The sequence below is a fragment of the Rubritalea tangerina genome (assembly GCF_042683245.1).
In the GTDB taxonomy this organism is placed as follows: Bacteria; Verrucomicrobiota; Verrucomicrobiia; order Verrucomicrobiales; family Akkermansiaceae; genus Rubritalea; species Rubritalea tangerina.
Window position 1 is genome coordinate 1 of sequence record NZ_JBHUJB010000011.1, and the last position, 15,370, is coordinate 15,370.

Here is a 15,370-nt window from a genome sequence, read left to right on the forward strand (position 1 = left end):
AGACAACGAAACGGAATCAATCGTGCACCGCAAGCCAAGTAGAGCTTCAACTAGAGTGCGTATAAGAGCCAGATTCCGTTGTTCAATACAACTTACCCCTAACCAATAGAAAGGAAATAAACTTACCAGTTGACCTCTCTTCACATAAAAGCCACGTATCCTCATACGTGGCTGGGCCTCGTTGAAAGCCAATAAAGCTAAAGTAGGCTGTGCATCGTAAACGATGAGAGAATCAGCGACAGCGTGTCAAGGTCGTCAGAGCGTAGCCAGTCCCATAAGCATGACCATAATTATACAATGCATAGTCCCACCATGAACCGTCAGATTCTTGCTTATCTAACATGACCTTCGCAAGCTTTGCCTTCCACTCCCCTTGTTTACTCTCCGGTAACTGCAGGATGTTCTCACTCGCATAATAATGGCCGTAAAAATAGAAATAGCCAGAAATCGCAAAGTGCGTCTCGTGCGGTTTCGGCCGCTTCCTACCAATATCTAACCACCCATTACGTTTGATCATCCGATCCAGCCCCATGACTAAGACCTCATCAGTGATTTTCTCATCACCCCACTCTCGCAAGGCTGCATTACACGCAGTGGTGCGCGCCAATGATCCCGCTGGCCGGTTGATCGAATAACGTGGGCGCTTAATGTGCCCGGTCGCATACGTGTACGCAAAGTCTGGAGTCCGTTGCCGCTGGATTGACAAAACCGCCAACTTAAGACGCCGGTCATCTAACTTTAAGTCAAAGACACCCGCAGCCTCCTTGATTGCCAATATCACTGTGGCTGTCGTGAAACTTGTAGACCCTCCGCTAGGTTGAGCTGTCACGGAATCTCTTCCATAATACCCCCAACCACCATCTAGATCCTGGTTGACCCAAAGGGCATCAACTTGAGACTGAGCCAACTTCGTGTAATGAAGCATCTTCTCCTCAGTCATCCCATCACGTTGAGCCAAGGCAACCAAAGCTCTCAACCCATAGGCGTGCCCCCAGTTATTATAAATCGTCGACCCTCCAGCCCGGCGCAGTTTAGGCATGGTCTCTAACATCCACTTCTCACACTTATCTATCGCACGAGTAACTTCCGGACGTTCGTCCTTTGCTTGGATCATACCCGCAAGTGCAAGACTTGTCGTTCCCATCCTGAACGCGTGATGCGCCCCAGGAATAGGGGCAAAAATGTTCAGCCCTTTGGTGCGTGTTGCATTTCCCCAAGAACCATCTGGGTTCTGGTCTTTTAGCAAGAAGTCCACACCGCCCTTTATCGCCGCTTCAAGCTCGGCGGCATCCACAGCCGAATCTTCAAGAACAGGTGCTGCAGGAACAACCTTTTTAGGCAAGTCCGGGTCAATGCTCTGGCCCATCGCCAGTGAGCTGAGGATCATGCCACAGCCCAGTATGGATGACCACTTCATTACTTTGCTTCAAAGATGATCACTTGTCCCGCATCCAAACCGCTCAAAACTTCTACCTTCTCGTGGTTACTCTCGCCAACCGTGACTTTCTTCTCCTCTTGCTTATCGTCAGCCATCTTGAGCTTCACGGTATAACTACCATCTGCATGGGCCTTCACCGCCTTCGTTGGAACGCTGATTGCGTCCTCTTTGCGGTAGGATACAAAATCTGCATGCACATTCTCCCCCACCTTGAGGCTCGCTGCCCCATCCAGATCGGCCTTCAGTACCACATCCCACTTGCCTTGAATATTGGGCACTGCCCCCACAGAAACAACCTCACCAGTATAGCTTTTCCAAGGCTGGGTGGATAACTTCAATGCTCCCTTGTCTCCCGCCTTGATACGGCTCGCTGTAAATCCATCCACTGACGCGGTTACTTGAGAGGCATTCCCCTCCGGTACCACCACCATAAATGGTCGCTTAGCCATCAACTTTGCACCGCGTACAAGTGTCTTCTGCGCGATCTCACGCTTCCAAGCATTCCCTGAGAATTCGCCATAGTACAGATAACCTGCAGCCGGCGCCTTGATTTCCATGGCCGCTCGATCCGCTTTTACCTTTGCAAAATCCTCCGCCTTCTTCTTGTCAGCATTCACTAACTTCGTCACCTCAAGTTCCTTCAACTCAAGCGCACGTGGAATCGAAGTCTGTGCAAATTCCCATGCCGACTTGGCACGAGCATGCTGTAATGCGCGATCCACTTCTTGGCGTGGAATCCCAGTTTCAAGCTGGAACTTGACCTGCTTTTGTTTCTGCTTGTTGCTAAACTCACCACTCTTCACAGAGTTTTGAGCACGCTGTACAATAATCTCCTCAGTTTCCTCAGTCAACCCATCCGCCTCATACATCTTCAATAACTGACGAAGTTCCTCACGAGTATACGAAAGGTACCACTCAGACTTCTCACCATCAAACTTCGTCGAAGCAATTTGATCAGGTAAGTCCACCTCCTGATATCGTTTATAATTCTCAACCTCACGCTCGTAATTGCGCTTCGCCACTAAAAGATCACGCTGAGTCTTTAACTTGAGCTCAGCCAATTCCTGCTGAGCCTTTTGTAATCTAATCCCATCAATCTTCCGCTCCAGCTCTTGCTCCTGAATGTACTTATCCACCTTCTTGGTATCAATCCATACAATCTGCTGGCCTTTCTCAACCTTCGTGCCCTGCGGCAATACCTTCTCAACTATAAAGTCCCCCCAAATCTCAGGCGCAATCACAACCTCTGCGGCATTCTGCGGTGCAGCAATCCCCTGCACACGCACAGATTGCTCAAATAATTCTTTCTTCACCTCGTAATCAGCTGCGTGAAGTGAGGTAATACAAAAGGCAGTGGCCATTAGGCTGAGTTTGGATGTCATCGTCGTTGTTTTTGGTTTTGTGATTGGTAGCTGCCATTGCGCGCTATCCAGATGGTGTGCATCCGGCGCTTGCGTCCTCGATGTGAGGCCGGAACCTCCACTTCAGATACTTCAAACTTCGCTCTGCGTAGCAACTTAGTAAATTTTTTGTCTGGGTACGCTGACCATACGGCCAATATCCCACCTTCTTTCAATGCTGCCTTAGCGGCATTCAATCCCTCAATTGTGTATAAATTTTGATTATTTTCACCATGAAATGCACTCGGCCCATTATCCACATCCAACATGATAGCACTATATTCCCCATCTGCATCCGCTATCAGCTTCTGAACCGGTGAAACCACAACCTGAACCCGAGGGTCATCTAACAGCCCCGGATGCAGCCCTTTCAGATACGTCTTGTTCCACTCCACCACCGCTTCAGTCAATTCCGCCACCACAAATTTAGCCCCCACCTGAGGCAAGCTCTCAACCGCTGCCGAAAGAGTAAAACACATTCCAAGACCGCCAATCAACACCTTCGGCTGACGCGCTGGTCGCAATGGTTGGCATGCCATCCGTGCCAATTCCTCCTCGGATCCATAGGCTATGCTCGTCATCAATCTCTCACCATGAGAGCTGATAAAAAACTCACCATCGTGTTCAAAAAGATCCAATGGTTCTCCCTCAGGCGTTAATGTCTCTGCTAATTTCGTGTACTGCTTCATCGCTTCGTGAAGGCTAGCCATAGCACGCACTTTCAGATTAAGCAAAGCATACCAATATGAAGTGGTAGGATCCCACCGAGCTTGCTATGGCTAATCATATGCAATCAGTAAGCTGCCAGATTATGCGAGAGATCGAAAACTCAGCATTCGCTCTCGGTCATTCCCCAGAATCCCTCATGCGCCAAGCTGGTAAACGCATGGCAGAAACTCTCTTGCGCTACTACCCATGCTCCCGACATGCCATCGCATACCTCGGAAAAGGTCACAACGCCGGTGATGCTCTCGTCATCCTCATGCACCTAGCCCAGGCTGGTTGGCGTGTGGAACTGAGACTTTCCACTCCTCTCGACCAGCTCGCCCCACTCACGGGCAAAATGTACGACGAGCTCAGAGTCTCTCCACTCGATGCGCCCCCCGCCGTCACAAACTCCACCCTCTTGCTCGATGCTCTCCTCGGCATTGGTGCCGAGGGTCCACTACGCCCTCCCCTCAGTGACGCAGCCGCAGAAATGAACACTCTGCGCCAAAGCTTCGGCTGCTCCACCATCGCCATCGACACCCCCAGTGGGATCAATGCCGACACAGGAGAATGCTATGCGAACTCAGTGCTCGCAGACCACACCCTCAGCATCGGTTTCCCAAAATCTGGAATACTCACCGAAAATGCTCTCCCCCAAGTCGGCGCCATTAGCCACATCACCCTCGATGCCCTGACCGACCAAGCCCCCACAACCAGCCCAGATAACGCGCTTTCTCTCATCACCCACCAGAGCCTCACACGCATCAAGCGCCCTTTCGACACCCATAAAGGACAAGCCGGACGCGTAGGCATTTGGGCGGGCTCAGCGGGCATGCTAGGAGCTGCCGCCCTCTGTGCCTCCGCTGCACTCAAAGCTGGTGCAGGCCTCGTCACCCTCCACCTTCCCAGCTCCCTCTACCCCAGCATCACCCCGCTCCTCCCACCCGAAATCATGGTGGCTCTCGACACCTCACCTGATTCCCTTCTCAACAAAAATTACGACGCCATTGTCATTGGCCCTGGAATTGGCAAGCCGGAACCCGAGCTCGAAGACGCTCTCATGGATCTCATCAGCCAAACTCAGATCCCCATGGTTATCGATGCCGACATGCTCAATGTCATTGCCCGCTCCCAGCTGCTCTATAACATCTCTAAAACTGCTATCCTCACCCCCCACCCCGGTGAAATGCAGCGCCTGATGCCAACCACCACATCACGTGAAGCCACCGCCAAATTGTTCAGCGAGCGCTACCCCTGTACTCTCCTCTACAAAGGCGCTCGGACCCTCGTCGCGAACGCGGATTCGCCAATATTTGCAAATAGCACGGGCTCACCCGCCATGGCGACCGCCGGTCAAGGCGACGTCCTCGCTGGCCTCATCTCTGCCCTCTGCGCCCAAAACTACCCACCCCTCGAAGCCGCTAAAACTGCAGCCTGGCTCGCTGGTGAAGCCGCCATGCTCGCTCTCGCTGACGGCTCTGAGTCTACCGAAACCCTCACCGCCAGCTCCGTCATTTCCTACCTCCACCACGCATTCGAGGCCATCCCAGCAAAGCCACCCCAGCCCCAATCCTCAGCGAACCAATAAAAAAGCTGTTCGCGTCCCCAAAAATCGTTTCATAGTCCCCACAACCTATGAAACTCAAAAAGCTCATTCTCTCTGGCCTTCTCGCCACAGGCACACTCACCACTCTGAATTCCTGTGTGGAAGCAGTCGCCCTCGGCGTCATGGCTGGCGCCCTCGACGAGGATGAACCCGAACAGGAAATCCCCCCACTCATCATGCACGATGGACCAAAAGGACGTTACCCCATCGCCCGTCCACTCGAAGGTACCGCCACCTACATCCGTGACCCCTACACGAATAAACCAGTCCTAGTGTACGGGAAACCTGCCAACTCCCTCCTCCGCTCCGGCCTAGGAGGTAAACGCTACTACATCCCCAAGCTCCCCCAATACCCAGTCGCACAAGCAGTCGCCGGTAAGCCAAACCACTTCCTCAACCCCTACGATGGACGCACCGTCAAAATGAGTGGCTACAAACCTGGCGCCCTCGTCGCCTCCCCCACAGCAGGCTCATTCTTCTATCTCGGTCAATAACCACGTTAGTGTGGTGGCTGGGAAGGCCGTAATTTTTCATCTCATTTTCTGCCTGTTCGCAGTGTGAAGCAATTTGTCCACATCGCCTAACGTGGTCGGTTTCTGAGACCATTGATTCCATAATGACCGCGTCAGCTCACCATGCTACGGACTTAGGGTCACCTACACCTAAGTACCTATTATGAGCTTACACGCCCAGATGTCACCCGAAGCTAAAGCGCGGCTGGCAGCACAAAAACGCACCTCGACGATCACCTCTATCCTCATTGCCTTATTAGGCTGCGCGCTCGTCGCAATCATCTTGATGGTCATTGCTCTCACCATCAACGTGAAGAACCCACCCGAAATCATCTCTTATTCCTCTGGAGTCATGGACGACGACCAAATCGAGCGCCCTGAAATGACTAACCAAGTCGAGCGCAAACCATCTTCTCCATCTTCCTCTATGGCAAAAGTCATTGCCAGCACCACAGCTTCTCCCACCGCAGTCCCCGTTCCAGATATCGAAATCACCGAGCCATCGCTCGACTTCGGTAATGGAGACGACTTCGGTGACGGCTGGGGTGACGGCGATGGTGATGGCGGTGGTGGCGGCGGCTTCGGCCGTATCCCCTCCTCCATGAAAAAGCGCTGCTCAAAGGCAGACCGCCTCGCTCGACTCAAAAAAGAAGGTGGCAAACCAGAATGTGAAGAAGCCGTCGTACGCTCACTCCGCTACCTCCAAAACACCCAAAATGCCAATGGCTCATGGTGCCGGAAAAATAGTTCAGCCATGACTGGCCTCGCACTGCTGGCCTACCTCGGACATTGCGAAACACCACTCTCACCAGAATTTGGCGAAACCGTCGAAAAAGCCATCACCTACCTCGTTCAACTCGGTATCCAAAATGGCGGACAACTCGCCGAAGACCGCAACGATAAACACTGGCCCTACGAACACGGTATCGCCACCTACGCACTCTGCGAAGCCTACACCTTCTGTAAAACACTCAACATCACCATCCCCAACCTCGATAAAGTCGTCATCGAGTCCGTCGGACACATCGTCAGCCACCAGCATACCTCCGGCGGCTGGGTCTATGCCTTCGAAATGAGCAATGGCCCAGGTGACACCTCCGTCAGTTGCTGGCAAATTCAGGCACTCAAAGCCAGTAAACACACTGGCCTCCAAATCGATGGACTCAACGGCGCCATGAAAAAATCGATGAAATACCTCACCGAATCCCAAAATGGGGACGGCACGATCGGCTACCGTGGTAAAAAACATTCAGGTCTAGGCCCAACCATGACAGGCGGTGGTCTCCTCTGCCTCCAACAAGGCGGCTACGGCAGACGCTCACAAGCACGCAGCGCCGCCAAGTGGCTCAGCAAAAACCTCAAATACAATTACGCCAATGACGCCGACCTCTATGCCCACTACTACAACGGCCAAGCTCTGATCAATTACGGCGGTACTGTCTGGAAGAACTACAACAAACTCTTCATGGACGAACACCTCAGTGGCCAAAACCCCGATGGCTCGTGGAAAAGCCCAGGTACCAATAAAGGCTCACGTCGTTTCCAAGGCGGCAGCGCTCAGGCCGTCCACTACCGGACTTGCCTAGCGACCCTGATGCTTGAGGTCTATTACCGCTTCTTGCCAGGCTCCGCACAATAAACTACCCCACACACACGATTTTAGCTCAGTCGGCCTCGCGCTTGCTGAGCTTTTTTATGCAAGCCTCACGCTCCGTCACCGTCCAGTGGACTTCATACGCATCCACACAACACACGTAGACACGCTCACTATCCTCTTGGTAAGCAGGCCTTGGATCGAGGGCTACAGTCTCCTCCACCAATGCTTTAAGCTCCTCACCATCAGGCTCCTCACAACCCCATACCACCTCTAAACACTCGGGCGCCCCACTCACAAAACCCGACCGAGCATCCGGCACCGAGTCGCAAAAGGAGATGTAGGGTTTGATGTCTAATATCGGCGTCCCACTCACCAAGTCCGCCCCGCGCACCTCCAGCACGCTCCCCCCCTGCTCACACTTCCTCACCCGAAGCAGTTCCACCACGGACATCCCAATGCGATTGGGCCGGTACGGTGCACGAGTAGCAAAAACTCCGCGTCGGGTGTTCCCCCCCAAACGAGGAGGGCGTACCGTCCCTCGCCCCACCTTCTCCGAGGCCAAATGAAAAACAAACACCAACCACAGGTGGCTAAAGCCCTCAATGCCTCTCAAAAAGTTTTCATCCCTATACTCAGGAGCAAGCACCACCTCCCCCCATGCATGCGCTGAAAGCCCAGGCTGACGCGGAACCCCAAACTTCTCGGGATAGCATGTTTTAATATGTCCAATTGCTGCAACCTCCATACGGAGCATCCATTGCGGATCCCCCCCTCCGATGCAATCGAAATATCATCCATGCCGGCTCCCCAGCATTGACCCAACGACCTTCCAACATTAGCCTGACCCTTCATGCGCACCATTGCTCGTCTATTTATAAGCTTCCAGCTTCTCACACTCTTCTCATGGGCAGCTCCCAACACGCCCACATCTGTAGAAGGGATGGAGTCCATCGTGCCCTACCAACGCGGCGTCCAAGCACTCGCCGACCACCTCCCAGAACTCGCCGTAGAACGCTTCGCCGAAGCCTATAAAATTAAAGGACTCGCAGACGCACAAAACCGAGAAATTCTCTACCGCCTCACCGAAGCACAAGTCAGAGCAAACCAACCCGATCAGGCACTCGTTACCCTCAATAGCAAATTCTTTAAAGACCACCCGGAACGCGAATTCTGGATCGCCCAAGCACTCGCCGCACAAGGGAACTACCGAGAAGCCATCAGCCACTTCCAAAAACTCGACCCAAAATCCATCTATAGTAACGACGCGACCCTCAGCCTAGCCAGCCTCCAGCTCGCACTCGGAGAACGCGATGCCGCTATCGCCAACTACCTCAAGGCTATCGACTCAGAGGACCCCATCACCAAGCTCAAAGCCACCACAACCCTCGCAGAAATCTACATCGAAGACGGCCAGCTCGATAAAGCAAAGACCTTGATCCAAACGATCCCTGAGGAATCTAAAAGCAGCGTGCTCAAACTCGTCTTAGAAGCACAACTCTCCCTCAATAGTAAACAATACCAAGACGCCATCGCCCAATTCTCCGCGTTTTTTGCCGAAGACGAAAAACTTCACCCACGCCTCTACCAAATCGCCCTCATCGGCCTCGCTGATGCTCGAATGGCCTCTGGCCAAACCCAAGAAGCCATCCTCGGCCTCACCTCATTTATCGAGGAACATCAAGACTCCCCAATCCTCCTGCCCGTCTTCGAGCGCCTCGCCCAATGGACCCCTCGCCCCATCCAGCCCGACTCCCCCTTCTACCAGCAACTCAAAAAATGGGCCGACCGCGACGCGGACTCCACCATCGACTTTGGTCTTCGACTCGGAGCGGACTCCATCGTCACCCCACTGCCCACTCCTGCCTCACTCAATGCTACGAGCCCCTACCTCAAAGCCATCGCCCACTACTACTACGCAAAGTTCACCTCAGAACTCGGCACACCTGGCTCCCTAAACCAAGCCCTCTTCGAATTCTCCGCCTTCCGACTCACCTCTCCCCTCCACCCGCTCTTTGGGGCCTCCATCTTCGATACCGCAAAAATTCAAATCCAACTCAAACAACGCAGCCAAGCACTCTCCTCCCTCCACACCCTCGCTGACTTCGCCCGCTCCCAACAAATCTCCCTCGCTCCTGAAGCTAAAAGCCAAGCCGGCTTCATCGCTGGCCTCCTCAGTGTCGAAGCCGAAAACTACCCCGACGCCATTAAAGCCTTCGAGCTCGCTACCCAGTCAAATAATAAATACCTCGCCGACGCCGCTAAAATCAACCTCGGCCTCGCTGCCCTCCGTGGCTCCAACCTCGCCGTCTTCGACGCCCAACAAAAGAAAATTACCGATAAAGAACTCGCGAACCAACTCAGCATCGAACGCGCCCTTTGGCTCGCCCACCAAAAACACCCACAAGCGCGCGAGGCTCTCAATACCTTCCTGCTCAGAAATCCACAAAACCCTCGCGCCGTCGACGCACGCATTGCCCTCGCCTCACTCTGCGCCACCCAAGCACCACTCGATCCCCTCCTCTCTAAAGCACTCATCGACTCCGTCGACCCCTCCACCCTCAAGGAAACCCAATTCACCGATTTTACCCGCACCCGCTACCTCGTCGCAGAACTCCAACAAGATTGGCCCACCGCTATCGAAACCCTCGATACCTATCTCCAAAAGTTTCCTAACAACCCAAGCAGCACCGAGTTCAATATGCGCAAAGGCCTCGCCCTCTACCGCAATGGTGAACATAATAAAGCTCGCCAACTCCTCGGAAAAATCGCTCTCGAAAACCCCGACAGCCCACTCACCACATTCTGCCACTACTACGCCGGTATGGCTGCCCGCCTCGAAGGTACCCCACAAGCCCTTAAAGAAAGTGTCGACCTCTTCCAAAAAGTTATCGATGCCAAATCACCACTCTCCACTGAAGCTCGAATCCAACAAGCTCGCGTGTTGTTAGATATCAACCGCACCGAGGAAGCCAAAGTCTCACTCAACAAAGTCTACCAGCCGAAATCCAATGCCCCACAACAACGAGAAATTGGTATCTTGCTCGCCAGCGCACTCCACACCCAAGGCGCGGAAGACCCAGGCCAATACGCTAAAGCTGTGGCCATCTACGACCAACTCCTTGCTAACAAAACCTTGCCGCTCTCATGGAGCAACCAAATCCACTACATGAAGGGCCAGACGCTCGAAAGCATGGACCAAGACCAACAAGCTCTCGATACCTACTACCAAGTCATTAATAGAGAAAATATCGATCCCGAAGCCCCCGAAACCCAACAAGAATGGAAGTGGTTCTACCAATGTAGCTTCAAAGCCATCGCCTTGCTCGAAAAAATGCAAAACTACCGAGCCGCTGTCGCACTCTCTAAAAAAGTTGCCTCCTATGGTGGCCCAGAATCTGAGTCCTACCAAAAGCGTGCCCGCGCCCTAGAAATGCAGCATATGATATGGGAAGAGTAGTCACTACATGACTGTCATGGGTCAATAGTCATGGGGCAGATTCTCTGAAACCTCAAGTTTCTCACCTTTTCGTATTGATATAAGTATCGTTCCATCTGTATGGGTTCCATCGTACAGGCACTAATGACTAGTGACCCTTGACCCTTGACCAAACTATGACCAGCAGAGATCGATTCCTCACCGCCGCGAACTGTGGAGCCCTCGAGCGCCCACCCGTCTGGGTCATGCGCCAGGCCGGCCGCTACCTCCCTGAATACCGCAAACTAAAGGAATCCTATTCGTTCACTGAAATGGTGAAATCCCCAGAGCTCGCTACTGAGGTCACCATGCAACCCCTCCGCCGCTACGACCTCGATGCGGCCATCCTCTTCTCCGACATCCTCGTCATCCCAGAGGCCATGGGCCAACCATACCACTTCCGTGATGGCGGTGGCATCGGCATGGACTACATCCTCGAAACTGAGGCGCAAATCGATGCCCTCGATGAAAAAGATACCGCCGAGAAACTTATCTACATGGGCCATGCCCTTGAATCGATCCGTAAAGAAATCGGCATGGAAAAAGCCCTACTCGGCTTCGGCGGCTCCCCGTGGACACTCGCTGCCTACATGACCGAAGGAGGCTCACTCAAAAATTGCTCCCGCCTCAAGCACCTCTTCTACGAAGATCGCCCACTCTTCGAAAAGCTGATGGAAAAAATTTCCACAGCGCTCATCGACCTCTTCCTCATGCAGATTGCTCACGGAGCCGATGCCATCCAGATCTTCGACTCAGCTGGCGCCTTCTGCTCAGCATGCGATTACGAGGAAATGTCCGTCAAATGGATGCGCCACGTCATCAGCGCCATGCCTGAAGGTTTCCCTATCATTATCTACGCCAAAGGAATGGCACACCACTCCAGCGCTCTGATCGCAGCGGGTGCCAAAGTACTCTCCGTCGACTGGACCGTTGACCTACCAACATTCCACAACGCCCTCCCTGAAGGTGTCGCTGTACAAGGGAACTTCGACCCCTCCATCCTAGACGGCACTGCCGAGCGCACCGTCATCGAAGCCACTCGCCTGCTCGACTCCATGAAAGGCCACAAAGGACACATCTTTAACCTCGGCCACGGAATCCTCCCCTCCGCAAAACCTGAAAATATGGCGGCACTCATCGAAACTGTCACCAACTACAAGTGAAACCATCTGGGCTGAGGGCATCGGTCGATCAACGGAAGCTGTCCTGAGTACCAATAATAAGGGTCCCCCTACCCTCCAGAGCTCCCCATCAGACCGGTCAATCACAGTCGGCTCAACCCTACCACCTACACCGTATCCACCGTGAGTGCTCCTGAAGAAGACTATCCATACGCCACCCTCGAAAAAGATGGCTATGAACTAGAAGCTGTCGAACTCGAGAATTGGCAAGACCAAGGGTTCCTTGAGGAACCCGTCCCCAGCGACGACGAACGCTTCTCAGTCGAAGAGGGCGACATCGTCAAACTCATCTTCCACTACGCCAAACCACTAAAAGTACAAGGCAAGTCATTCGATGCCGAACACATGTGGGTTGTTGTCACCAGTAATGATAAAGGCTACCTCACTGGCTTTCTCGATAACGAGCCACACTACACGAAACTCCTCGCACCCGGCCAAGAACTCACCTTCCACCCGGAACATATCGTGGCAATCTGGCGTGGGGAATAAGCCCACAACTGTTCTACAATTTTCTCAGCCCCAAGGCCCATCCGGCTTGGGGCATTTTCTTGCCCTCAAAGCCATCATTTGTCTCATTTGAAGTGCGATTTGGCACTCCCCCCTCCGTGCACATTTTGCACACCCGCGTGCAGGATCTGCGAAGTGATACGCGCTCACATGTCCCAGCATGACCACATGCTTAAGCCAGATCTCAGACTCGTAGAAAAATACAACAAGCCAGGCCCACGCTACACTTCGTACCCGACCGCCCCTCAGTTTTCTGAGTCAGTGAACCACCAACAACTCCTTCAGGAAACCCAGAAGGACACAGGCCCACTCTCACTCTACTTTCATATCCCATTCTGCCAGTCGATGTGCTGGTTTTGCGGCTGCACCAAAATTATCAGCAATAAACGCGAACCCGCAGAACGCTACCTCCACAACCTCGAGCGCGAAATCCAGCTCTATCCAGAAAATGCCAACCGCCCCGTCCAGCAACTCCATTTCGGCGGAGGCACCCCAAACTACCTCACCCCAGACCAAATCCAACGATTCGGCAATACCCTCCGCAATCATTTCGACTTCGCACACAATGCCGAAATCAGCGCCGAACTTGACCCCAGAAGACTCACCCAAGAACACATTCAGGCATTCCAAACACTCGGCGTCAATCGCGTCTCATTTGGCATGCAAGACGTCCAACTCTCAACCCAAAAAGCCGTCAATCGCGTCCAATCCGATACCCAAAACCGAAATGCTATCGACTGGGCGCGCTCAGCAGGAATCCATTCCCTCAATATCGACCTCATCTATGGGCTCCCTCACCAAACTCCCGAGTCTATCAGAAATACCATCCAGCATATTCTCTCCTATGACCCAGACCGCCTAGCCGTCTTCTCCTATGCCCACGTCCCCTGGATCGCCCCCGCTCAAAAAATTCTCGAAAGACACGGACTCCCCGAAGCTGAAGCTAAAATCCAGATGCTCGGCGTCATTATCGAAGAGCTCACATCCAATGGCTACCAATACATCGGCATGGACCACTTCGCTAAAATCAATGACCCACTCGCTGTCGCTCAACGCAACAAAACCATGCAGCGTAACTTCCAAGGGTACTCGACATTCAGAGACCTAGAAATCCGCGCCTTCGGAATCACATCCATCTCACAAACCCAAAATAGCTACCGCCAAAATGTCAAAGACCTAAACGCATACGAACAAGCACTCGACCAAAACACCGTCCCCATCTCCAAAGGCTACCTCCTCACCCAAGATGACCACATCAGACGCACCACAATCATGCGCCTCATGTGCGACCATACCCTCGACTACTCACAACTCTCACGTGAACTCGACATCGACTTCGCCGACTACTTCCGTCACGAAATCCATGGACTCGTCGATATGGAAATTGATGGGTTGTTAGAACGCAGCGAGACATCACTCAAGGTCACCCCACAAGGCACCCTCTTCATCCGTAACATCGCTATGTTCTTTGACGCACACCTGGCTCAGTCATCCGCTCGCCATTCCCGTACGGTCTGAATAACATTACTTTTTACGCTTCTTCTTCGTAAATGGATAAGGTCCCTCAGCATAGAGAGGGTCCCCAATCTCCATCATCTTCTCGCGCATAATAGCCTCCAAGGCTTCTTTCTTGCTGCGATACTCAGGTAATTCATATAAGTTTTTGCGCTCGTCTGGGTCTTTTTCTAAGTCGTAAAGAAATCCATAATCATGACTCGAGCAACGAATGATTTTCCATTGCTTCGTCCGATACCCACGCAGCACATAGGTTAGATGAGTGTCGTGTTGGATCAACAATGGGTTCACCCATTCTTCATCTGCCACTTCTCCCTTCAATAACGGGACAAAGGATCTCCCCCGCACGGTTACCTCATCAGGAACTCTAACTCCTGCCATCTCACACACTGTGGGATAAAAATCTACAAAGTTGACCGCCCCATCAATCCGACTATTCGCTTCCGTCACCCCCGGCCAATAAACCAAATGCGGTGGCCTCAACGAGGTGTCCCACATGTTCGGCATCTTCTTCCCTGGAAGTGCGTCCAAATTCCTATGGTGGTACGAACGCGGTAACTTCGATCCCCAGTCACCATTCCCTTTGTGAGTCGCCCCATGGTGACCAATGTTATACCCGTGGTCCGAGGTGAAAATCACAACCGTTTCCTCCTCAAGACCAAGCTCACTTAGCTTCTTCATCAACCTACCAAAATTCCAATCAAGGTGGCTCACTGACGCCGAGTAGCCACGCATCATCTTCGTCAAGTTTGGCTGTAGCTCTGGAAAATCTGGCATCTGATAAGTACGCCCCTCATGCAGCTTCCAGATGGCATCACTCACCGGTAAGTACGCCCCGTGCGGAGCACGATAGTGTAAACTCAACATGAATGGCTTACCCTCAGGCCTCTTCTCAATAAAACGAATCGCATCGTCAGTGAGCAAATCTACAGTGTATCCCTCTAACTGCTTCTGCTTTCCATTCACTTCTAACTTCGGGTCCTTCGTCTTTGTCCCGCCGCCCGTGAACCCCATGAAGTAATCGTACCCCACCTTCGTTGGATGACTTGCACCACTGCCTAAATGCCATTTCCCCACTAAACCCGTATGGTATCCAGCCCGCTGTAACAGACTGGGCCATGTCGGCAAGTCAGTAGGTAAGGGTGCGTGACCGTACTCCATAATCCCTAACTCAGATGGGTAACGGCTCGTAATCATACTCGCCCGAGAAGGACTACAGACGGGTGAGTTCACAAAGGTGTTGGGTAACTCAGCTGCCTTCTTACGGAATGCGTCCAAGGCCGGAGTGTGAGCATCTGCATTCCCTGAATAACCAGTACTCCAAGCTGCCTGATCATCCGTCATAATAAATAAGATGTTCGGGCGCTCTGCTGCCAACGCGCCACATCCTACCCAACAACTCAAAAAAATCCACTTACACAGCTTGCTCAT

Annotated in this window: 12 protein-coding genes; 7 read left to right on the plus strand and 5 right to left on the minus strand. The window is 52.8% G+C overall.

Going from position 1 to position 15,370, the window contains the following annotated elements; translation table 11 throughout:
• Positions 1 to 232: 232 nt before the first annotated feature.
• The 3 genes from ACFSW8_RS01930 to ACFSW8_RS01940 are packed head-to-tail and all read right to left on the minus strand — an operon-like array spanning position 233 to position 3,548.
• A complete protein-coding gene (locus ACFSW8_RS01930) occupies positions 233 to 1,417 on the minus strand; it encodes a prenyltransferase/squalene oxidase repeat-containing protein (RefSeq protein ID WP_377089284.1) in 1,185 nt (394 codons plus the stop codon).
• On the minus strand, positions 1,417 to 2,820 hold the full coding sequence (locus tag ACFSW8_RS01935) for an efflux RND transporter periplasmic adaptor subunit (protein WP_377089283.1): 1,404 nt from the start codon (positions 2,818 to 2,820) through the stop codon (positions 1,417 to 1,419). The genes ACFSW8_RS01930 and ACFSW8_RS01935 overlap by 1 nt, the downstream gene beginning before the upstream one ends.
• The gene (locus ACFSW8_RS01940) at positions 2,817 to 3,548 is read right to left on the minus strand and encodes a spermidine synthase (RefSeq protein ID WP_377177300.1); all 732 of its coding nucleotides are present in this window, start codon (positions 3,546 to 3,548) and stop codon (positions 2,817 to 2,819) included. Before ACFSW8_RS01940 ends, ACFSW8_RS01935 begins: the two co-directional genes overlap by 4 nt.
• 77 nt (positions 3,549 to 3,625) lie before the next feature.
• Between ACFSW8_RS01940 and ACFSW8_RS01945 the strand changes: the two genes are divergently transcribed.
• The 3 genes from ACFSW8_RS01945 (at position 3,626) to ACFSW8_RS01955 (ending at position 7,303) form a co-directional block, all read left to right on the plus strand.
• Positions 3,626 to 5,134, plus strand: coding sequence for an NAD(P)H-hydrate dehydratase (locus ACFSW8_RS01945; protein ID WP_377177358.1), 1,509 nt, complete (start codon positions 3,626 to 3,628; stop codon positions 5,132 to 5,134).
• A 47-nt stretch (positions 5,135 to 5,181) separates the two neighbouring features.
• The gene (locus tag ACFSW8_RS01950) at positions 5,182 to 5,646 is read left to right on the plus strand and encodes a hypothetical protein (protein ID WP_377089281.1); all 465 of its coding nucleotides are present in this window, start codon (positions 5,182 to 5,184) and stop codon (positions 5,644 to 5,646) included.
• 181 nt (positions 5,647 to 5,827) lie between these two features.
• Positions 5,828 to 7,303: a prenyltransferase/squalene oxidase repeat-containing protein gene (locus ACFSW8_RS01955; RefSeq protein ID WP_377085942.1), complete on the plus strand. Its 1,476-nt coding sequence runs from the start codon at positions 5,828 to 5,830 to the stop codon at positions 7,301 to 7,303.
• A 25-nt stretch (positions 7,304 to 7,328) separates the two neighbouring features.
• Here the strand turns inward: ACFSW8_RS01955 and tsaA are convergent, their stop codons facing one another.
• On the minus strand, positions 7,329 to 8,006 hold the full coding sequence (gene tsaA, locus ACFSW8_RS01960; protein ID WP_377085940.1) for a tRNA (N6-threonylcarbamoyladenosine(37)-N6)-methyltransferase TrmO: 678 nt from the start codon (positions 8,004 to 8,006) through the stop codon (positions 7,329 to 7,331).
• A 105-nt stretch (positions 8,007 to 8,111) separates the two neighbouring features.
• Here tsaA and ACFSW8_RS01965 point away from each other — a divergent pair, with 105 nt between their 5' ends.
• The 4 genes from ACFSW8_RS01965 (at position 8,112) to hemN (ending at position 13,942) form a co-directional block, all read left to right on the plus strand.
• Positions 8,112 to 10,718 (plus strand): tetratricopeptide repeat protein, encoded by a 2,607-nt coding sequence (locus ACFSW8_RS01965; RefSeq protein ID WP_377177301.1) that lies wholly within the window; start codon positions 8,112 to 8,114, stop codon positions 10,716 to 10,718.
• Positions 10,719 to 10,873: 155 nt separating this feature from the next.
• Positions 10,874 to 11,899, plus strand: coding sequence for a uroporphyrinogen decarboxylase (gene hemE / locus ACFSW8_RS01970; RefSeq protein WP_377089277.1), 1,026 nt, complete (start codon positions 10,874 to 10,876; stop codon positions 11,897 to 11,899).
• Positions 11,900 to 12,040: 141 nt separating this feature from the next.
• Positions 12,041 to 12,406: a DUF2314 domain-containing protein gene (locus ACFSW8_RS01975; protein ID WP_377089276.1), complete on the plus strand. Its 366-nt coding sequence runs from the start codon at positions 12,041 to 12,043 to the stop codon at positions 12,404 to 12,406.
• 186 nt (positions 12,407 to 12,592) lie between these two features.
• Entirely contained in the window at positions 12,593 to 13,942 is a 1,350-nt protein-coding gene (gene hemN, locus ACFSW8_RS01980) for an oxygen-independent coproporphyrinogen III oxidase (RefSeq protein ID WP_377089275.1), read from the plus strand.
• Positions 13,943 to 13,948: 6 nt separating this feature from the next.
• Here hemN and ACFSW8_RS01985 read toward each other — a convergent pair whose 3' ends face one another.
• Entirely contained in the window at positions 13,949 to 15,370 is a 1,422-nt protein-coding gene (locus ACFSW8_RS01985; protein WP_377089274.1) for a sulfatase family protein, read from the minus strand.

What these genes read in the sequence shown, in the direction of transcription:
- ACFSW8_RS01930 (WP_377089284.1), bottom strand. Translation starts at nt 1,417, where the DNA reads ATGAAGTGGTCATCCATACTGGGCTGTGGCATGATCCTCAGCTCACTG.
- ACFSW8_RS01935 (WP_377089283.1), bottom strand. Translation starts at nt 2,820, where the DNA reads ATGACATCCAAACTCAGCCTAATGGCCACTGCCTTTTGTATTACCTCA.
- ACFSW8_RS01940 (WP_377177300.1), bottom strand. Translation starts at nt 3,548, where the DNA reads ATGGCTAGCCTTCACGAAGCGATGAAGCAGTACACGAAATTAGCAGAG.
- ACFSW8_RS01945 (WP_377177358.1), top strand. Translation starts at nt 3,626, where the DNA reads ATGCAATCAGTAAGCTGCCAGATTATGCGAGAGATCGAAAACTCAGCA.
- ACFSW8_RS01950 (WP_377089281.1), top strand. Translation starts at nt 5,182, where the DNA reads ATGAAACTCAAAAAGCTCATTCTCTCTGGCCTTCTCGCCACAGGCACA.
- ACFSW8_RS01955 (WP_377085942.1), top strand. Translation starts at nt 5,828, where the DNA reads ATGAGCTTACACGCCCAGATGTCACCCGAAGCTAAAGCGCGGCTGGCA.
- tsaA (WP_377085940.1), bottom strand. Translation starts at nt 8,006, where the DNA reads ATGGAGGTTGCAGCAATTGGACATATTAAAACATGCTATCCCGAGAAG.
- ACFSW8_RS01965 (WP_377177301.1), top strand. Translation starts at nt 8,112, where the DNA reads ATGCGCACCATTGCTCGTCTATTTATAAGCTTCCAGCTTCTCACACTC.
- hemE (WP_377089277.1), top strand. Translation starts at nt 10,874, where the DNA reads ATGACCAGCAGAGATCGATTCCTCACCGCCGCGAACTGTGGAGCCCTC.
- hemN (WP_377089275.1), top strand. Translation starts at nt 12,593, where the DNA reads ATGCTTAAGCCAGATCTCAGACTCGTAGAAAAATACAACAAGCCAGGC.
- ACFSW8_RS01985 (WP_377089274.1), bottom strand. Translation starts at nt 15,370, where the DNA reads ATGAGCAAGCTGTGTAAGTGGATTTTTTTGAGTTGTTGGGTAGGATGT.